Origin of the sequence: Carnobacterium jeotgali MS3 (genome assembly GCF_000745125.1) — a bacterium.
In the GTDB taxonomy this organism is placed as follows: Bacteria; Bacillota; Bacilli; order Lactobacillales; family Carnobacteriaceae; genus Carnobacterium_B; species Carnobacterium_B jeotgali.
In genome coordinates, this window is sequence record NZ_JQNF01000005.1 from 453980 (window position 1) to 472887 (window position 18908).

16 protein-coding genes and 1 riboswitch are annotated in these 18908 nt (G+C 35.0%); of the genes, 15 read left to right on the plus strand and 1 reads right to left on the minus strand.

What is annotated here, in order from left to right:
* Positions 1-58: 58 nt before the first annotated feature.
* Positions 59-247 carry a YjzD family protein gene (locus BP18_RS04670; RefSeq protein WP_029277324.1) on the minus strand — a complete coding sequence of 63 codons (189 nt, stop codon included), beginning with the start codon at positions 245-247 and terminating at the stop codon, positions 59-61.
* A gap of 200 nt (positions 248-447) precedes the next feature.
* Between BP18_RS04670 and dnaE the strand changes: the two genes are divergently transcribed.
* The 15 genes from dnaE to BP18_RS04745 all read left to right on the plus strand — a co-directional run bounded on the left by dnaE (position 448) and on the right by BP18_RS04745 (position 18898).
* A complete protein-coding gene (gene dnaE / locus BP18_RS04675) occupies positions 448-3786 on the plus strand; it encodes a DNA polymerase III subunit alpha (RefSeq protein WP_035050377.1) in 3339 nt (1112 codons plus the stop codon).
* A 211-nt stretch (positions 3787-3997) separates the two neighbouring features.
* Positions 3998-4960: a 6-phosphofructokinase gene (pfkA, locus tag BP18_RS04680; RefSeq protein WP_007725367.1), complete on the plus strand. Its 963-nt coding sequence runs from the start codon at positions 3998-4000 to the stop codon at positions 4958-4960.
* Between the two features lie 60 nt (positions 4961-5020).
* Entirely contained in the window at positions 5021-6778 is a 1758-nt protein-coding gene (gene pyk / locus BP18_RS04685) for a pyruvate kinase (protein ID WP_029277322.1), read from the plus strand.
* A 231-nt stretch (positions 6779-7009) separates the two neighbouring features.
* Positions 7010-7909: a CvfB family protein gene (locus BP18_RS04690; protein WP_007725369.1), complete on the plus strand. Its 900-nt coding sequence runs from the start codon at positions 7010-7012 to the stop codon at positions 7907-7909.
* 172 nt (positions 7910-8081) lie between these two features.
* Complete coding sequence (gene xerD, locus BP18_RS04695) at positions 8082-8972, plus strand: site-specific tyrosine recombinase XerD (RefSeq protein WP_007725371.1); 891 nt, start codon at positions 8082-8084, stop codon at positions 8970-8972.
* A 93-nt stretch (positions 8973-9065) separates the two neighbouring features.
* Positions 9066-10235: a phosphopentomutase gene (gene deoB / locus BP18_RS04700; RefSeq protein WP_007725373.1), complete on the plus strand. Its 1170-nt coding sequence runs from the start codon at positions 9066-9068 to the stop codon at positions 10233-10235.
* A gap of 32 nt (positions 10236-10267) precedes the next feature.
* Complete coding sequence (locus BP18_RS04705; RefSeq protein ID WP_197050090.1) at positions 10268-11086, plus strand: purine-nucleoside phosphorylase; 819 nt, start codon at positions 10268-10270, stop codon at positions 11084-11086.
* A 226-nt stretch (positions 11087-11312) separates the two neighbouring features.
* Positions 11313-12626, plus strand: a complete 1314-nt coding sequence (lysA, locus tag BP18_RS04710; RefSeq protein WP_007725377.1) for a diaminopimelate decarboxylase — start codon at positions 11313-11315, stop codon at positions 12624-12626.
* Between the two features lie 61 nt (positions 12627-12687).
* Entirely contained in the window at positions 12688-13086 is a 399-nt protein-coding gene (locus tag BP18_RS04715; protein WP_007725379.1) for a GNAT family N-acetyltransferase, read from the plus strand.
* Positions 13087-13860 (plus strand): segregation/condensation protein A, encoded by a 774-nt coding sequence (locus tag BP18_RS04720; RefSeq protein WP_007725381.1) that lies wholly within the window; start codon positions 13087-13089, stop codon positions 13858-13860.
* A gap of 1 nt (position 13861) precedes the next feature.
* Positions 13862-14440 carry an SMC-Scp complex subunit ScpB gene (gene scpB / locus BP18_RS04725; RefSeq protein WP_007725383.1) on the plus strand — a complete coding sequence of 193 codons (579 nt, stop codon included), beginning with the start codon at positions 13862-13864 and terminating at the stop codon, positions 14438-14440.
* A 25-nt stretch (positions 14441-14465) separates the two neighbouring features.
* Positions 14466-15200, plus strand: coding sequence for a pseudouridine synthase (locus tag BP18_RS04730; RefSeq protein ID WP_007725385.1), 735 nt, complete (start codon positions 14466-14468; stop codon positions 15198-15200).
* 246 nt (positions 15201-15446) lie between these two features.
* Positions 15447-16172, plus strand: coding sequence for a response regulator transcription factor (locus tag BP18_RS04735; protein WP_007725387.1), 726 nt, complete (start codon positions 15447-15449; stop codon positions 16170-16172).
* An 8-nt stretch (positions 16173-16180) separates the two neighbouring features.
* Entirely contained in the window at positions 16181-17977 is a 1797-nt protein-coding gene (locus tag BP18_RS04740) for a sensor histidine kinase (RefSeq protein WP_007725388.1), read from the plus strand.
* Positions 17978-18056: 79 nt separating this feature from the next.
* Positions 18057-18180: riboswitch (FMN riboswitch) on the plus strand.
* 136 nt (positions 18181-18316) lie between these two features.
* Positions 18317-18898, plus strand: a complete 582-nt coding sequence (locus BP18_RS04745; protein WP_007725390.1) for an ECF transporter S component — start codon at positions 18317-18319, stop codon at positions 18896-18898.
* Positions 18899-18908 lie beyond the last annotated feature (10 nt).

Here is an 18908-nt window from a genome sequence, read left to right on the forward strand (position 1 = left end):
TTGGCTGAACGAAACAAAAAAGACATTCAACTGAATGTCTTTTTTTGTTTCGTTCGATTTACTTAGTTGCGTGCTCATGTTTTTGATCTGGAAAAGTTTTGGCAATTAAAATAACCATTACACCGATAAATAAACCAATACCTGATGCAGTAATGAAGTCATATGAACTACCTGATAACGAACTTCCAATATAATTTACAGCTTGTCCAATAAAGAATCCCCAAAATAATGTGACTAAATATTTCATAAGTTTAACCTCTCTTCTTTTACAAGTTCATTTTATCACTTTCAAAAAGTTTGTAAAGTAAAAATCTATAGAATGTTTTTTTTGAAAGTGCTCTAATTAAGCATGAGGTGACAAGAATGAAAAGATCGCTTAGAAGGTTTGCGTATACGAATCTTAGAAGGGTATAATGGTAACTAGTGAGTCAGAATGGAGTGACAAAAATGTCATTTGTACAATTACAAGTTATTAGTTCTTATAGTCTATTACAAAGTACGGTTACACTTGAAGCATTAGTGCTTAAGGCTAAAGAAAGAGGCTATCAAGCAATAGCTTTGACCGATTATAATATTTTATATGGGATAGTTGATTTTTATAAGATGTGTAAAAAGCATAATATTAAACCGCTTTTAGGCTTAACGTTGGATGTAGGCGGTATTATAAAAACAGAAGAAAATCATTCAATCCTATTGCTAGCTAAAAATGCTGCAGGATATGAAAGTTTATTGACTCTTTCAAGTGAAAAAATGCTTTTAGCTGAAACTGAACGATTGACCATTGATCAGATCAAAGAACATAGTCGAAATTTAATTGCAGTGACACCTGGAGAAAAAGGAGAAGTTGAACATTTTTTACTCCAAAATGAAAAAAAAGCTGCAGCAGCTGTCGTAGAAAAATGGCAAGCACTATTTCCAGAACGTCAATTTTATTTGGGCGTTCAACTCCATCAAAATCTCCTACCGATTAAGGATGCATTGACTGAACTAGCGAAGGAGACAGGAACTTTACCTGTTGCTCTACAAGATGTTCGCTATATTGATGCGACAGATGACTTTAGCACCCGCGTTTTGAGAGCAATTAATAAAGGCGAAGTCCTTGAAACGCAACATGCAGCAGTAATTGGCGAGTACTATTTACCTGAAAGTAGCCAAGCTGAAAAACGATTCATAGACAATGGTTTAAAAGAGGCTGCTCAGCGAACCAATGACATAGCAAATATGATTGATGTAGAAATAGCGTTGAATCAACAATTATTGCCGAAGTTTCCTTTGCCAACTGAAAAAACGACAACGGAATTCTTAAAGGAACAATGTCTGGTTGGTTTAGAAAAAAGAGTATCCGAACCGGATAAACGTTATACTGATCGCTTAGAATATGAATTAACTGTCATTGGAAAAATGGGATTTGAAGACTACTTCTTAATTGTATGTGATGTTATGGCTTATGCTCATAAAGTGAAGATTGTTACCGGTGCAGGTAGGGGGTCAGCGGCAGGGTCTTTGGTGGCTTATTTGCTTGAAATTACGGATGTTGATCCAATCGAATATGATTTGTTATTTGAACGGTTTTTAAACGAAGAACGTTATACTATGCCAGATATCGATTTGGATTTCCCAGATAACCGACGAGAGGACATCTTGCAATATGTTAAAAATAAGTATGGCAAGAATCATGTGGCTCAAATTGCAACATTCGGAACGTTAGCTGCTAAGATGGCTTTGAAAGACGTATCGCGCGTATTTGGTCTAAGCCCTTCTGAAGCGAGCGTTTGGTCTAAAGCAATTCCAAGTGTATTGGGCATTACGTTAGAAAAGGCATTTAAACAATCTGTAAACTTAAGAAATTTGGTTGGAGAGAATGAAAAAAACACTCTTTTATTTGAAACAGCCAAAAAAATTGAAGGTTTGCCACGTCACATTTCAACTCATGCTGCAGGGGTAGTCATCAGTGATAAACCCTTAACGCATTACGTTCCTTTACAAAAGGGCGGAAGTGACATTCTTTTAACCCAATATCCTATGGGGAATGTTGAAGAAATTGGATTGTTGAAAATGGACTTCTTAGGTTTGAAAAATTTGTCGATTATAGATAACGCACTAAAACTAATCCAAAGAGAGACCGGCGAGCGATTAAATTTATTAAACATACCTATGCAAGATCAAGAAACACTACAATTATTTCGAAAAGGAGATATGGTAGGAATTTTTCAATTTGAATCTGCAGGGATTAAAAGTGTGTTGCGTAGGCTAGAGCCAACCTCAATGGAAGATATAGCAGCTGTTAATGCCTTGTATCGTCCAGGTCCTATGGAGCAAATCGATACGTTTATCAAAAGAAAGAAAGGGCTACTGCCCATTGAATACCCTCACGAAACTCTTTCTGAGATTCTGTCGGTCACGTATGGTGTAATGGTCTATCAAGAACAAGTTATGCAAGTAGCTTCAAAAATGGGAGGCTACACACTAGGACAAGCAGATATTTTACGCAGAGCAATTGGGAAGAAACAAAAAAGCGTAATTGATAAAGAGCGTCAACATTTTACTAGTGGTGCTGCTAAATTAGGGTACAGCCCAGAAGTTGCCATACAAGTCTATGATTACATTGAACGATTTGCAAACTATGGTTTTAACCGGTCACATGCAGTAGCGTATTCGTTTATTGCCTACCAAATGGCTTATTTAAAGGCACATTATCCTCATGCTTTTTTCGTAGCGTTACTAAACTCGGCTTTAAATAATTCAGCAAAAATGAAAGAATATATTATCGAAGCTAAGAAAAGAAATATCAAGGTTCTTTCGCCAGATATTAATGCAAGCTTCGGGGGATTTTCGTTAGTTAAAGGCCAAATTCTTTTTGGTTTCAGTTCTATAAAAGGACTAAGAAGAGATATGATTGACGATATGGTTACGAATCGGAAAAATGATGGCTCTTACAAAGATTTAATTGATTTTCTTAAAAGACTTAATAAGAAGTGGTTAAAGCCAGAATACATCAAGCCTTTGATCTATGTTGGTGCGTTTGATCAATTTGAGTACTCTCGAGGAACACTTTTAGCTTCAATCGAAGGCATCATTCAAAGTGTGCACATGAGTGGAAATAATAGTGGGTTATTTGAATTGTTAAAACCCAAATATGAATTTGCTTCTGATTTAACCATTGAGGAAAAGTTAGAAAATGAAGAACTTTTTTTAGGGACGTATTTATCGGGCCATCCTACTGAGAAGTATGATTCCGTAAGACCTTGGAAACAAATTGTTTATGTCAATGAGTTAATCATTGGAAAAACCAGCAGAGTGATTGGTTCCATCAAAAACATTCACAAGATAACAACAAAGAAAGGCGAACCAATGGCTTTTGTGACGATAAGTGATACTTCAGGAGATTGCTCGTTAACTTTATTCCCTACAAAATACCGTCAATTTATTGAATTGCTGACGGATAAAACGGTTTTGTATGTAGAAGGAAAAGTAGAATCAAAACGCGAAGGTATCCCGCAGATCATTGTTCAGCAAATGGATGATATTGAGCTAATAATGAGCAGCCAAACGAATAAAAAATGTTTTATTCGAATCCAAGAAGAACAGAATAACAATGAAACATTAGCAGCAATTAAAAAGATAATGATGAAATCTAAAGGGAACATTCCGGTTGTGTTGTACTATGTGCAAACGAATAAAAAAATTGGTTTAGCAGAGGAAAGTTGGATTAATGATACGCCTGAATTAATTGAAGAATTGGAAAATTTGCTTGGAAAAGAAAACGTTGTGCTTAAAATTAATTAAAGTTAAATGATTTTTTAGTGAAAAGCCATTTTTAAAGGGACAAGACGGCATAAAAGTGGTAGAATAACAGGTGAGCTTATGATAGTAAGTTAAAAAAAGAGTTGTTATACTAGAATTAAGTGTAATGAGTAAAAAAGTTTTTAGAAAATGGCCGTTATAAGTTGTTTAAAAGAACTATTTACTTTAATCTATTTTATGAGGTGAAGTCAATATGAAACGTATTGCTGTTTTGACAAGTGGTGGAGATGCTCCAGGAATGAATGCAGCTATTCGAGCTGTTGTACGTAAAGGTCTTTATGAAGGAATGGAAGTATATGGCATTAATTATGGTTACGCTGGTTTAGTAGCTGGGGATATACGTAAGTTGACTCGTAGAGATGTTGGTGATAAGATTTCAAGAGGTGGAACATTCTTATATTCTGCTCGTTATCCTGAATTTGCTACTGAAGAAGGTCAATTAAAAGGTATTGAACAACTAAATAAATTTGGGATTGAAGGTTTAGTAGTTATTGGTGGAGATGGTTCTTATATGGGAGCTGCTGCCTTAACAAAACACGGTTATCCAACTGTAGCATTACCAGGTACAATTGATAATGATATCCCAGGTACTGATTTCTGTATTGGATTTGATACAGCTATTAATACGGTATTAGATTCTGTCGATAAAATTCGCGATACGGCGACAAGCCATGTGCGTACCTTCATTATTGAAGTTATGGGTCGTAATGCAGGAGATATTGCATTATGGACTGGTGTAGCAGGCGGAGCAGAACAAATTATCATTCCTGAAACAGAGTTTAATATGGAAGAAATTGCTAGTACTATTCAAAAAGGCCGTGAACGCGGTAAAAAACATAGCATTATTATCCTAGCTGAAGGCGTAATGAACGGAAACGACTTTGCAGAAGAATTATCAAAATTTGGAGATTATCAAGCACGTGTTACTGTCTTAGGACATGTTCAACGTGGTGGTTCTCCAACAGCTCGCGACCGTGTTTTATCTAGTGTTTTTGGCGCAAGAGCAGTTGATTTATTGAAAGTTGGTAAAGGCGGATTATGTATCGGAATCGTAGACAATAAAATTGTTGAAAATGATATTGTTGAAACGCTGAAAAGCGGCAAACATATGCCTGATGTTAGCTTGTATAAATTAAATCAAGAAATATCTTATTAAAAGAAATTACAAACTTATAAATAATTGTAATAAAAATTGCTGTTAGGAGAGATATATAGAATGAAAAAAACTAAAATTGTATGTACGATTGGTCCAGCAAGCGAAACAGTTGAACAACTGGTTCAAATGATAGATGCAGGTATGAACGTTGCCCGTTTAAACTTTTCACATGGTGACTTTGAAGAACATGGTGCACGTATCAAAAACATTCGTGAAGCATCAAAACGCACTGGTAAAATGGTTGCTATTCTATTAGATACAAAAGGTCCTGAAATGCGTACACACAACATGAAAGATGGTCGTGTTGACTTTGAAGCAGGAGACGTTGTTCGCATCTCAATGACAGAAGTTGAAGGAACAAAAGAAAAATTCTCAATCAGTTACCCTGAATTAATCAATGATGTAAACCCTGGAACTCACATCCTATTAGATGATGGTTTAGTGGATCTTGAAGTAACAGAATTAGACCATGCAAATGGTGAAATTGTTGTTTTAGTTAAAAACCCAGGAACATTGAAAAACAAAAAAGGTGTTAACGTACCAGGCGTATCTGTAAACTTGCCAGGTATCACTGATAAAGATGCTGCTGATATTCGTTTTGGTTTAGAAAACGATATTGATTACATTGCAGCAAGTTTCGTACGTCGTGCTAGTGACGTATTAGAAATCACTCAAATTTTAGAAGAAGAAAATATGACTCATGTTCAAATCATTCCTAAAATTGAAAACCAAGAAGGCGTAGACAACATTGACGAAATCTTAAAAGTTTCTGATGGTTTAATGGTTGCTCGTGGAGACTTAGGAGTTGAAATTCCTACAGAGGAAGTTCCTATTGTTCAAAAAGCTCTTATCAGAAAATGTAATCAAGCTGGTAAACCAGTTATTACTGCTACACAAATGCTTGACTCAATGCAACAAAACCCACGTCCAACACGCGCTGAAGCAAGTGACGTAGCGAATGCTATCTTTGATGGTACAGATGCTATCATGCTTTCAGGTGAAACAGCTGCTGGGGATTACCCAATTGAAGCTGTACAAACAATGTCACGTATTGCTGTACGTACTGAAGAAGCTTTAGTAAACCAAGATGCATTTGCATTAAAAGCATACAGCCAAACAGATATGACTGAAGCTATTGGTCAATCAGTAGGACATACTGCACGTAACTTAAATATTCAAACAATTGTTGCAGCTACTGAATCTGGACATACTGCACGAATGATCGCAAAATACCGTCCAAAAGCAAATATCGTTGCTGTTACATTTACAGAACGCCAAATGCGTGGACTTGCATTAACTTGGGGCGCTTACCCAGTTGTTGCTGAAAAACCAGCTTCAACAGATGATATGTTCAACTTAGCAACTAAAATTGCTCAAGAAACTGGATTTGCAACTGCAGGAGATTTAATTATCATTACTGCTGGTGTACCAGTTGGAGAACGTGGAACAACTAACTTAATGAAAATCCAATTAATTGGAACTAAATTAGCTAGCGGCCAAGGTGTTGGATCAGATGCTGTTATTGGTAAAGCAGTTGTTGCAACTAGTGCTGAAGAAGCAAACAAAAATGCTGTAGAAGGTGGAATTTTAGTTGTGAAAACAACAGATAAAGACTACTTACCAGCAATTGAAAAATCATCAGCTATAGTAGTAGAACAAGGCGGTTTAACTAGTCATGCTGCAGTCATTGCAATTGCAATGAGCATTCCTGTAATCGTGAATGTTGAAAATGCTACAACTCTTATTAAAAATGATGAATTAATCACAGTTGACTCACGTCGTGGAATCGTCTACCGTGGAGCAACAACAGCTATCTAATAGCCATTAAAATTTAAATGAACAAAACTCTCTTGAGGATTGATTTTGGATCCGATAGGGAGTTTTTTTTTTGAAATTATTTTAAAGTTTAGTTTACATAATAAAAATATGGTAAACTTATATGGAATCTTTTCAACATTCTTTCATTTCTAGTCTTTTTCGTATAAAATGAAATGGAAGGATAAATGACTCACTATTAAATAATAGAGCTAAACTTATGGAGGAAAAAATATGAATCAATCACTAGGAAAAATTATTATAGGACTTGTTACAGATGTAAATGAGGACGCATTTTTTGTACAAAAAGATGGCGTAACCTATAAATTAGATAAGACTGAAGGAATGGAATACAAACTAGGAGATACAGTAGAAGGATTTGCTTATATTTCGATGGATAAAGACTTTATGTTAACTCAAAAAATTCCTGAAGTACGAGTAGGTTATTATGCATGGGGTACCGTTATTGATACACGTAAAGACCTTGGCGTGTTTGTAGATGTTGGCCTGCCTGATAAAGAATTGGTTGTGTCACTTGATGAACTGCCTACCATTAAACAATTGTGGCCTAAAAGAGGCGATCGTTTATTGATCACAATAAGAGTAGATGATAAAGATCGTATGTGGGGAGAACTAGCTACTGACGAAGTCTATCAATCGCTAGCAAAAAAAGGAACAGAAGAATTAATCAATCAAAACATAAAAGGAACAGCGTACCGTCTAAAAGTTATTGGAACGTTTATTTTGACGGAAGACAATCAAATTGGTTTTATCCATCCTTCAGAACGCAAAGATGAACCACGTTTAGGTGAAGTTGTGTCTGGACGTGTTATAGGTGTTAGACCAGATGGAGTGATAAATATCTCTTTAATGCCTCGTGCTTATGAAGCAATTGGCGACGATGCTGCAATGTTGATGGCTATATTAGAACGCACTAAAACAGGTAGTTTCCCGTATACAGATAAAAGTTCGCCAGATGATATTGCTGACCGCTTTGGCATTAGCAAAGGGCAATTTAAACGAGCTATCGGTAATTTAATGAAACAACGTTTAATCGTGCAAGAGGATGGCGAAACAAAACTTGTAAATATGCCAACGGAAGTTGAAATTGATATTGATGGCGAAGAAGAATAAAGAACTTAAGACTTTCCTCTTAAGAAGGTAATAGGGTTCTTACAAGCCAATTTATCTATTCCGAAAGTATTTTAGAAATATTTCCACTATTTGACCAAGAGCTAAATTAAAAGAAGGCAGTTCACAATGTGTTCTTGCTTTCTTTTTTTTATTTAAACAGAGGTGAAAGAACATGAATGAAGACGTAGAAGAGTACCTTCGTTTTCTTACAATTGAACGAGGTCTTTCAAAAAATACAATTGAAAGTTATAAAAGGGATATTAGCCAATACCTTACTTTTATTGAAGAAAATAAGCTAACTGAATGGGTACAAATCGATCGGTATGTTGTGCTCTCTTTTTTACAAAAGTTAAAAGAAAACCAAAAATCTGCTGGGACGATTATTCGAATGATTTCTTGTTTGAGGCAATTTCATCAATTTTTAAAACAAGAACAGCTCTCTCTGACTGACCCAATGTTACACATTGATACACCGAAGAAGGCTCAAAAATTGCCAAAAGTACTGTCTATTAAAGAAGTGGATCGTTTAATTGAAACGCCGAATACAGGTGAAACATTAGGGCTGAGAGATCGAGCAATGTTAGAAGTGCTCTATGCAACCGGGTTACGGGTTTCTGAATTAACAGAATTAAAACTAAATGATCTACACTTATCTCTTGGACTTATCCAAACAATCGGTAAAGGTGATAAAGAAAGAATCCTGCCTTTAGGCGATATGGCTATCGAATGGATTGAAAAATATCGGCGGTATAGCCGGTCAAAACTAGAAAAAGAAGGTCACCGGTCACCGTATTTATTTCTTAACCATCATGGTCGGAAATTGACCAGACAAGGTGTTTGGAAAAATTTAAAAATTTTGGTAAAAAAAGCTGGCATAGAAAAAGAAGTGACACCTCATACTTTACGGCACTCATTTGCTACGCATTTGCTAGAAAATGGGGCAGATTTAAGAGTAGTACAAGAGTTGTTAGGCCATTCAGATATCTCCACAACTCAGATATATACGCATATTACGAAGCAAAGAATGTCAAGCGTTTACAAAACCTATCATCCCAGGGCTTAAAAATAAAAAGGATGCAGAGTTTTACTCGCTTTATCGTGTGATTTTTACTATAATGAGAAGGTAGCAACCTATAATTAGGAGGATGGATAACAAATGTCATATAAAAGAGTGCATTTAATAGTTATGGATTCAGTTGGTATCGGTGAAGCACCAGATGCTGATAAGTTTAATGATTTAGGAAGCGATACATTAGGTCATATTGCTCAAGAAGCAGGACTGACAATACCTCATCTAGAACAATTAGGTTTGGGAAATATTAAACCTTTAAAAGGTGTTAACAGCGTTACAGACAACTTAGGTTACTATACAAAACTTGAAGAAATATCTGTAGGTAAAGATACAATGACTGGGCACTGGGAAATCATGGGTTTGAATATTCAAACTCCGTTCCGTGTTTTTCCTGATGGATTTCCAGCTGAATTATTAAAACAAATTGAAGACTTTTCTGGTCGTAAAATTGTGGGAAACAAACCGGCTAGTGGAACAGCCATTCTTGATGAATACGGAAAACATCAATTAGAAACGGGCGATTTGATTATTTATACTTCAGCAGACCCTGTATTGCAAATTGCGGCTCATGAAGATGTGATTCCGTTGGATGAATTGTACCGTATCTGTCAATTTGTAAGAGATATTACGAAAGACGATCCGTATATGATTGGTAGAATCATTGCTCGTCCATATGTGGGTGAACCAGGTAATTTCACAAGAACAAGTGGTCGACATGATTATGCTTTGAATCCATTTGGTAAAACGGTATTAAATTACCTAAGCGAAGGCGGCAAAGAAGTCATTGCAATTGGTAAAATTAATGATATTTATAACGGAGAAGGAATCACTGAATCCGTACGTACAGAAGACAACATGGATGGCGTAGACAAGTTATTAACCGTTATGGACAAAGATTTTGAAGGAATCAGCTTCTTAAATCTTGTTGATTTTGATGCGAAATTTGGCCACCGCCGCGATGTCGTGGGTTACGGTAAAGCGATAGATGAATTCGATGCGCGAATTGAAGAAATTGTTGGAAAGCTAAGAGAAGATGACTTATTATTAATCACGGCTGACCACGGAAATGACCCAATAGCTCCTGGAACAGATCATACAAGAGAATACGTTCCTTTACTTGCTTATTCTCCATCAATGAAGGGTCAAGGCGAAATAGCTCAAGGACATTTCGCAGATATCGGAGCTACTATTGCAGCAAACTTTGGTGTTCAAGATACTGGCTTTGGCGAAAGTTTCTTAGACAAATTAAAGTAAAAAAAAGTATGAACTACTGGAGGACAAATATGATTACAGCACTTTCCAAAAAAATTGAAGAAGCAAAAAGTTACATTTTAGAAAACGGCGTTCAAGATATTGAAGTTGGTTTAATTTTAGGATCAGGTCTAGGCGAATTAGGGGACGAAGTTGAAAATCCAATTGCTATTTCGTACAGTAAAATTCCTCATTTCCCAGTTTCAACGGTAGAAGGTCATGCAGGACAATTGGTTTATGGTACACTAGGTGGCAAAAAAGTCTTAGCTATGCAAGGGCGTTTTCATTTTTATGAAGGGTATTCTTTAGAAGAAGTAACGTTCCCAGTACGCGTAATGAAAGCTCTTGGTATTCATTCATTAATCGTTACAAATGCAGCTGGTGGAATCAATACTGATTTCACTCCAGGTGAATTAATGATGATTACAGACCAAATCAATTATACAGGAACCAATCCTTTGATTGGACCTAATGATGCCTCAATGGGTCCACGTTTTACAGACATGAGCCATGCTTATGACCCAGCTTACCAAGAGATTGTGCGTTCGGTAGCTAAAAAGATGGACATCGACCTAAAAGAGGGTGTATATATTGGTTTTTCTGGACCAACTTATGAAACACCTGCTGAAATAAAAATGACTCGTTTGTTTGGTGCTGATGCAGTTGGAATGTCAACAGTTCCTGAAGTTATTGTAGCTAAACACGCAAGTATGAGAGTAATCGGTATTTCATGTATTACCAATTTAGCAGCAGGTATGCAAGCTAATTTAAATCATGAAGAAGTTGTAGAAACAACACAACGCGTTAAGCATACATTTAAATCTTTTGTAAAAAACATTCTTTCAGAAATATAATCAATCAATACTAAAGAGAAACTGTGAAAAAGTTATGGTTTATTAGCCAGACTTTTAAACAGTTTCTCTTTTATTTCTAGATTCGTTGCAAGTTGAAACTAACTAATGTTTAAAGAAGTCTGTTGTCTTGTATTTAAGCTATATGCTCGCATTGAGAAAAGCATGTTTTTGTGTTAAAGTAAGTAAAGCAAAAAACAAGCGAACTTGAAATGAGGATAGTTGATCGATGGATGAAAGATTATTAACTGGAACAATGAAGATAAATGAAGCCAACCATTTAGAAATTGGAGACGTAGATACTGTCTCATTGGTTGAAAAATATGGAACGCCTCTTTATGTTTATGATGTTTCTCAGATTAAATACAAAGCTAGAACGTTCAAAAAAGCCTTTCTAGATAGAAATATCAAAGCTCAAGTTGCTTATGCAAGCAAAGCTTTTTCTTGTTTAGCTATTTATCAATTAATGGCTAAGGAAGAACTGTCTTTAGATGTTGTTTCTGGTGGAGAACTATATACAGCTATCCAATCCAATTACCCAAGCAAGAAAATACATTTTCATGGAAATAATAAATCGGATGCAGAAATTGTTGCAGCACTTGATTACGATATTGGCTGTTTTGTAGTCGATAATTTCTATGAATTGAAAAAACTGAATGAGTATACAGCACAACGTAAACAAAAAATGGCTATTCTACTTAGGGTGACTCCCGGAGTTGAAGCGCACACTCATGAATACATCACTACTGGGCAGACCGATTCCAAATTTGGATTTGATCTAGATAATGGACAAGCGCAGCAAGCCTTGGAGCTTGCTTTAGAAATGCCTTATATCGATGTTATGGGCTTACATTGCCATATTGGTTCACAGATTTTTGAAACAACTGGTTTTAGTCTAGCGATTGATAAATTATTGATTCAGTCTAAAGAATGGCAAGAATTGTTCGGTTTTCATTTGCGTGTCTTAAACGTTGGTGGAGGTTTTGGTATTCGGTATACTGCTGAAGATGAACCTTTACCAATCGAGGATTATGTGAATAATTTGATTGATGAAGTTCAAAGTGTTTCGGCTAAAGTTCAATTGCCGATGCCTGAAATTTGGATTGAACCAGGACGTAGCTTGGTTGGAGATGCTGGTATTACACTGTATCAAGTTGGTTCGCAAAAAGTTATACCAGATGTTCGGAATTATTTGGCCATTGATGGCGGAATGACGGACAATATTAGACCCGCTTTATATGATGCAAAATATACGGGTGTTTTAGCAAATAGAGTTGAAGACAAAGTTGAAGAAACGTATTCTATAGCTGGAAAATGCTGTGAATCTGGTGATATGTTAATTTGGGATTTGCCACTGCCAAAAGCAGATGATAAAGATATTTTAGCTGTTTTTAGTACTGGTGCTTATGGTTATGCCATGGCTAGTAACTACAACCGCATTCCACGACCGCCAGTTGTATTTGTTGAAAATGGAAAAGATTTTTTGGCTATTAAGCGAGAAAGTTATGCAGACTTGATGCGGTTAGAATGCTCTCTTTATTAATTTTAAATAAGATATGCGCCAACATTGAGCGATTGCAAACTTAAAGCGCTAGGAGGAAATTATGTTACTCGATTACAAAAATGATTATGAAAAAATTTCAATGGGTTTGCTTTCCTTTGTTCCAGACTTGAAAGACGTTTCACGTTTACAAGATGAAATGGATTGGTATCAAAGCAAGGAAGACCATAAGCTTTATTTATGGAAAAGTGAAGATACCCAGGATATCATAGGTGTAATAGGCGTAGAAATTGGAAACGATATGATATTGTTAAGACATATCTCAATTAATCCCTCATTTAGAAATGAAGGGATCAGTTATAAAATTTTAGCCGCGCTAGAACGCCAATTTCCACAAAAAAAGATAATGGGAACATTGGAAACAGCTTCTTTGATTGCTAAATGGGAAAATAAAAAGTATGAGCAGCATAGTTTAGAAGCTGATGAAAAAGGCGAGGATTAAATGTCATCTGATATAAATATAAAAATTGATGCTTTTGAAGGGCCGCTAGATTTATTGCTGCAATTGATTAAACATTTAGAAATTGATATTTATGATATTCCTATTGCTGAAGTTACAGCGCAATATCTAAATTATATTCGAGCTATGAAAGTCTTGCAATTAGATGTTGCAGGTGATTACTTAGTTATGGCAGCCACTTTAATGGCTATAAAAAGCAAATTACTTTTACCTAAACAAGAAATGACTGCTGATTCAGAAGATGAAGTTTTTTTTGAGTCTGGTGAAGACCCTAGAGATGCTTTAGTAGAGCAACTATTGGAATACCGTAAATACAAATCAGCAGCAGCTTTATTAAAAGTAAAAGAAGAAGAACGCAGCCAATATTTTTCAAAAGAACCGACGAACCTAGAATCGTTACAGGAGAAAGTTCCAATGGAGCCGCTTCAAATTAGTACGTTTGATTTGGTTGCAGCTTTTCAAGATATGTTTAATAAAAAGCTGAAGAAAATTCCACTACAAACAACGATTAGAGCAGAAGAAACAACAATCAACGAAAAAATGGATTTTATTATGGGGAAATTAAAAAGTGCTAAGGCAAACCAAGGTGTTTTGTTTACTCGGCTATTTGATATTCCTACAAAAAATGAGATGGTAACAACGTTTATGGCTTTGCTTGAATTAATAAAAGAGAAAGATGTCTTTATTCAGCAAGAAATTACGTATGGAGATATTATTGTCTATCCATCAGAATCAAAAGAAACAGGTGATGAGTAGTATGGATGAATTAGCAGCAATTGAAGCACTTCTTTTTGTAGCTGGAGATGAAGGAATGTCTTTAGAAGAAATCTCTACAATGCTAGAGTGTTCGACACAACAGGCATATCAATTCCTTATGCGCCTCCAAAAAGAATATGAAGCTTCAACGGCCAGAGGGTTAATGCTTCTTGAAGTAGGAAATCTTTATCAATTGGCTACAAAAAAAGAGTATGCTGATGTCATAAAAAAATACGCTATTTCACCTTTGACGACCAATCTTTCGCAAGCGGCACTAGAAACACTTGCTATTATTGCTTACAAGCAGCCATTGACGCGTATGGAAATCGATGAGATACGCGGTGTTCAAACAAGTGGAGCACTACAAAAACTAACGCTCAGAGGACTTATTGAACCAAAAGGACGAGTAGATGGTCCTGGAAGAGCTATTTTATATGGAACATCAGAGTATTTTATGGATTATTTTGGACTTAAAGATTTAAAAGAATTACCTAAAATAACAGAATTAGAAACAGAAAATAATGAAAAAGAGTCCGATTTATTTTTTGAACGTTTTAATCAACAATTTGATAATGAATAAAAATAGATTTTATTAAGGAGAAATTATGGAAAGATTACAGAAAGTTTTAGCTCATGCAGGGGTAGCTTCACGACGTAAATCAGAAGAATTAATATCTAAAGGGCATGTTAAAGTAAATGGAAAAGTTGTTAAAGAAATGGGTATTCAAATTGGAAATTCTGATGTAGTTGAAGTTGATGGAGTGCCAATTTATAGAGAAGAACCCGTTTATTTCTTATTGAATAAACCTCGTAATATGATCACAGCCGTTTCAGATGATAAAGGAAGACCTGTTGTAACGGATTTATTTCCGAATATCGAACAACGGATTTATCCAGTTGGGCGCTTAGACTATGATACAACAGGAGCATTAATGTTAACAAATGATGGAGAGCTTTCTCAATTGTTGATGCACCCTAAGTATCAAATTAACAAAACGTATGTTGCTAAAGTAAAAGGTTTAGTAGACAGAAAAGCGTTAAATAAACTTGAAAAAGGTGTCGTTGTTGAAGGTAAAAAGACTGCACCAGCTAAAGCGAAAATACTTTCAGCAGATCGAGCTAAAGATATCACGATGGTAGAATTGACCATTCATGAGGGACGCAATCGACAAGTAAAGAATATGTTTCAAGCGATTGGACATCCTGTTGAGAAGTTGAAAAGAGAGTCTTATGGTACATTGAATTTAGATGGGTTGCAAACAGGTGAATGGCGTGAATTAAAAACGTTTGAAATTTATCAATTGCGTAATTCAGCAATACAAGAAGAAACAACTAAATAAAACTGAAGTGCAAAAAGTTTGGAAGTAAAACGAGTCCAAGCTTTTTTGTTTTGAAAAAAATAACTTATGTTTTAAAGTATAGATAAATTAGTTAAGTTAAGTCGTGCTAAAAGCTTATTTTGAGAACGTTTCATATTTTAAAGTCAGAATCATTTGAATTAGTTGAAACTTGTGACAAATGTTGTGTATACTAAGACTAGACAAATGGTAAGTAAAGTTTAACGTAAATTGATGGGGTGTAAATAAATGGAAAATGAAGCAATAAATCTACTAGTAGTAGATGATGAAGATCGAATTCGCAGATTATTAAAAATGTACTTAGAAAGAGAAAATTATGTCGTCTTTGAAGCCGATAATGGTGAAGACGCAATAAAAATGGCTTTAGAAAATGACTACGATTTAATTTTATTAGACTTGATGCTTCCTAAAATGGATGGAATTGAAGTCGCTGGAAAAATACGAGAAGCTAAAGATACTCCTATTATGATGTTAACAGCTAAGGGAGAAGAAGTGAGCCGTATAGAAGGATTTGAAGTTGGGGCGGATGACTACATTGTGAAACCATTTAGTCCTAGAGAAGTGGTTTTAAGAGTATCAGCTATCTTAAAAAGAACTCAAAGCAGTAAACCAAAGGAAAAAGCAAATCCTGATTTAATTGAAATGCCGCATTTTGAAATAGATGACCAATCTCATCGTGTGTTAGCAGATGGAAATCCTGTTAATCTGACACCAAAAGAATACGATCTTTTACTATACTTGGCACAATCTCCTGATCAAATTTTTGGCAGAGAACAGTTATTGCGTGAAGTATGGAAATATGAATTTTTTGGTGATTTAAGAACAGTGGATACTCACATTAAACGCCTAAGAGAAAAGTTAACGAAACATTCAGAGCCAGCCGCAAAAATGATCGTAACTGTTTGGGGTCTTGGATATAAATTCAATTCTTTTCCAGAAGAATCTGAAAAGTAGGCCGAAATATGATTAAACTAAGTAGTTTAGTTACTCGTACATGGCTGGTAACGATGTTGGCTATAGGAATTTGTTTTTTTACGACGACTCAAGTGTATGGAATGATTTATCAAAAAAATATTGAAAAAAATTATTTGAAAGATTTTGAAAATTCGATTCATTCTTTAGTCGGTATTTTAGAAGCAGATCCAGAATTCGTAGTGGAAAATATTGATAAGTTAAGAGCCTATGATTCTCAGCTGATGTTAATGGTGAAAATGGAGGATGAGGAACCTGTTTATTCTTCTAACGTTAATTTGGACGAAAGTTTAAATGATCTCAACAAAATTATAGCTAACAGTAAGATTGAAAATGCCTTAGATAGCAGTGGGAATTCTTTAATAATAGACAAAGTTAAGTTTGATGGGAAACAAAATACGCCATTCATTTTAAAAATCCAGAATTTTAAAATGAATAATAAAAATGGCCGATTTTATGTTTATGGAGATTTGTCCTTTCTGAACGATACAAATAGTAGAATGAGTACGTGGGCAGCCATCATTGGTATTTTATATGTCATTACTGGAATTTTATTGTTTTATTACTTCCAAAATAGGCTAGGCGGACCATTAACTCAATTAAGAGATATTGCGTACGACTATGCTAAAAATGACTTTTCTAAACAAGCGCAATCAAATTATAAAGATGAACTAGCTCAGCTCGCTTTGGCTATGAATAAAATGGGGAAATCATTAGAAGTTACAGGTGCCGCAACTAGACAAGAAAAAGAACTATTAGAAAATATTGTCACGTCTATTTCTACGGGAGTATTGTATTACAATCAAGATAAAACGTTATTGATGTCTAATCCACTTGGAGATGAGTTTTTACAACATTTGTATCGATCAGGCCAAATAGCAAAAACAACTATACCAGAAGTATTAGAATATCGGATTGATTCTGTTATAAGATTTCCAGAAAAAGTCAGTTATGATAATAATATCGATGATTACTATTACAATATAACTTTGATTCCTCTTTTTGATGAAAATTTAGAAAGCGTACGTGGTGTACTCGTTTCTATTCAAAATATAACCAAAGAGAAACGTCTTGATATCATGAGAAATGATTTTATAAACAATATTTCACATGAATTAAGAACTCCTTTAGTTATGATACAAGGTTATAGTGAAGCTATCTTAGACGATGTGGCCGAAACACAAGAAGAGAAAAAAGAAATGGCAAAAATAATTGGAGAAGAATCCATTAGAATGAATCGGATGGTAAATGAAATGCTCGATAGTTCTAGGATGGAAGCTGGTTTTATTAATTTGATAAAATTGGATGTTGACTTTGAAGATTTTTTCAAAAATCTTTTTACTCGATTTGCTACTATGTCTGAAAAAAATGCGATTCAATTAAAACTGACTCTTGATCCTAATTTAGAATCTTATTATATGGATGAAGATAAAATGAATCAAGTATTCGTCAATTTAATTAATAATGCTATTAGGCATACGAGTATGACAAATAAAGAAAATAAAAAAGTCGAAATTTGGGTGCATCTAGATAAAATCATGGATGAGGTTCTTATCGAAGTAATCGACAATGGAACAGGTATTTCAGAAGAAGATGTCCCTTATGTATTTGATCGTTTTTATAAGGCAGATAAATCCCGGATGGTAACGAAAGAGAATAAAACGGGAACAGGTATCGGATTATCTATCGTAAAAAACATAATAGAAGCGCATGGTGGGTTTGTTGAAGTTAAAAGTGTAATCAATGAACAGACGAGATTTATCGTTCATTTGCCCTATTTAGATTAATATACTAATTAAAAGTAAGAAAAGTGTTGATTTTTATTTTACTATGTTATACAATTAAGGTGTTAAAAAAAATATAAAGATTCGTCTTCAGGGGCAGGGTGAAATTCCCGACCGGTGGTATAGTCCACGAGCTAAATAGCATTATTTAGTTGAACTGGTTTAATTCCAGTACCGACAGTAAAGTCTGGATAAAGAAGATGGAGTTTATTTGAATAGGTTTCATTATTCAAGTGCTCTGTTTAATTATCTGAAGATAATTAGGACGAGCATTTTTATATTGTTTTTATTTAAATAAATTCAGAAATGCCTAGGCTGATGAATCCTTTTAGGAGGATTTTTATGCAAAAAAGTAACACGAAAAAAATGGTGGGAATCGCCATGTTGGCTGCTCTTGCAACCATTCTGATTTCATTCGGTTTTCCAATAATTCCAGGAGTTTCATTTCTAAAAGTAGATTTTAGTGATATTCCTGTTTTAATCGGCATGTTTTTATACGGCCCGGTTGGAGGTACAATGGTCGCATTTATTCGATCACTGCTCCATTATATTCAAACGGGCGGTGACGCAGGGTATCCAATAGGTGATACGGCAAGTTTCATTGCTTCCGTTGCGTATACGTTGCCGATCTATTTAATTATGAATGCCAAAATCAATGATACGAAGAACATTATTTTTGCAAATGTGATTGGATCGTTATCTTTAACGGTAGTTCTTTCCGTTGTAAATTATTTCTTCTTGTTGCCATTGTATTTAAGAGTATTGAATTTTAGTGTAGGGCCTATTAAGGATTATCTTTTAATGGGTGTTGTGCCATTTAATCTTATAAAAGGCGCAGTAGTCAGTACGGTTTTTATTATGTTATTTGCAAAATTAAAAACTTGGTTACTACGCAATCAAATGACAAAAATTAGTTTTAAATAAAAAAAAGAAA

Bases quoted from the DNA above. Each gene is read 5' to 3' on its own strand.
- BP18_RS04670 (WP_029277324.1), bottom strand. From the start codon at position 247: ATGAAATATTTAGTCACATTATTTTGGGGATTCTTTATTGGACAAGCT.
- dnaE (WP_035050377.1), top strand. From the start codon at position 448: ATGTCATTTGTACAATTACAAGTTATTAGTTCTTATAGTCTATTACAA.
- pfkA (WP_007725367.1), top strand. From the start codon at position 3,998: ATGAAACGTATTGCTGTTTTGACAAGTGGTGGAGATGCTCCAGGAATG.
- pyk (WP_029277322.1), top strand. From the start codon at position 5,021: ATGAAAAAAACTAAAATTGTATGTACGATTGGTCCAGCAAGCGAAACA.
- BP18_RS04690 (WP_007725369.1), top strand. From the start codon at position 7,010: ATGAATCAATCACTAGGAAAAATTATTATAGGACTTGTTACAGATGTA.
- xerD (WP_007725371.1), top strand. From the start codon at position 8,082: ATGAATGAAGACGTAGAAGAGTACCTTCGTTTTCTTACAATTGAACGA.
- deoB (WP_007725373.1), top strand. From the start codon at position 9,066: ATGTCATATAAAAGAGTGCATTTAATAGTTATGGATTCAGTTGGTATC.
- lysA (WP_007725377.1), top strand. From the start codon at position 11,313: ATGGATGAAAGATTATTAACTGGAACAATGAAGATAAATGAAGCCAAC.
- BP18_RS04715 (WP_007725379.1), top strand. From the start codon at position 12,688: ATGTTACTCGATTACAAAAATGATTATGAAAAAATTTCAATGGGTTTG.
- BP18_RS04720 (WP_007725381.1), top strand. From the start codon at position 13,087: ATGTCATCTGATATAAATATAAAAATTGATGCTTTTGAAGGGCCGCTA.
- scpB (WP_007725383.1), top strand. From the start codon at position 13,862: ATGGATGAATTAGCAGCAATTGAAGCACTTCTTTTTGTAGCTGGAGAT.
- BP18_RS04730 (WP_007725385.1), top strand. From the start codon at position 14,466: ATGGAAAGATTACAGAAAGTTTTAGCTCATGCAGGGGTAGCTTCACGA.
- BP18_RS04735 (WP_007725387.1), top strand. From the start codon at position 15,447: ATGGAAAATGAAGCAATAAATCTACTAGTAGTAGATGATGAAGATCGA.
- BP18_RS04740 (WP_007725388.1), top strand. From the start codon at position 16,181: ATGATTAAACTAAGTAGTTTAGTTACTCGTACATGGCTGGTAACGATG.
- BP18_RS04745 (WP_007725390.1), top strand. From the start codon at position 18,317: ATGCAAAAAAGTAACACGAAAAAAATGGTGGGAATCGCCATGTTGGCT.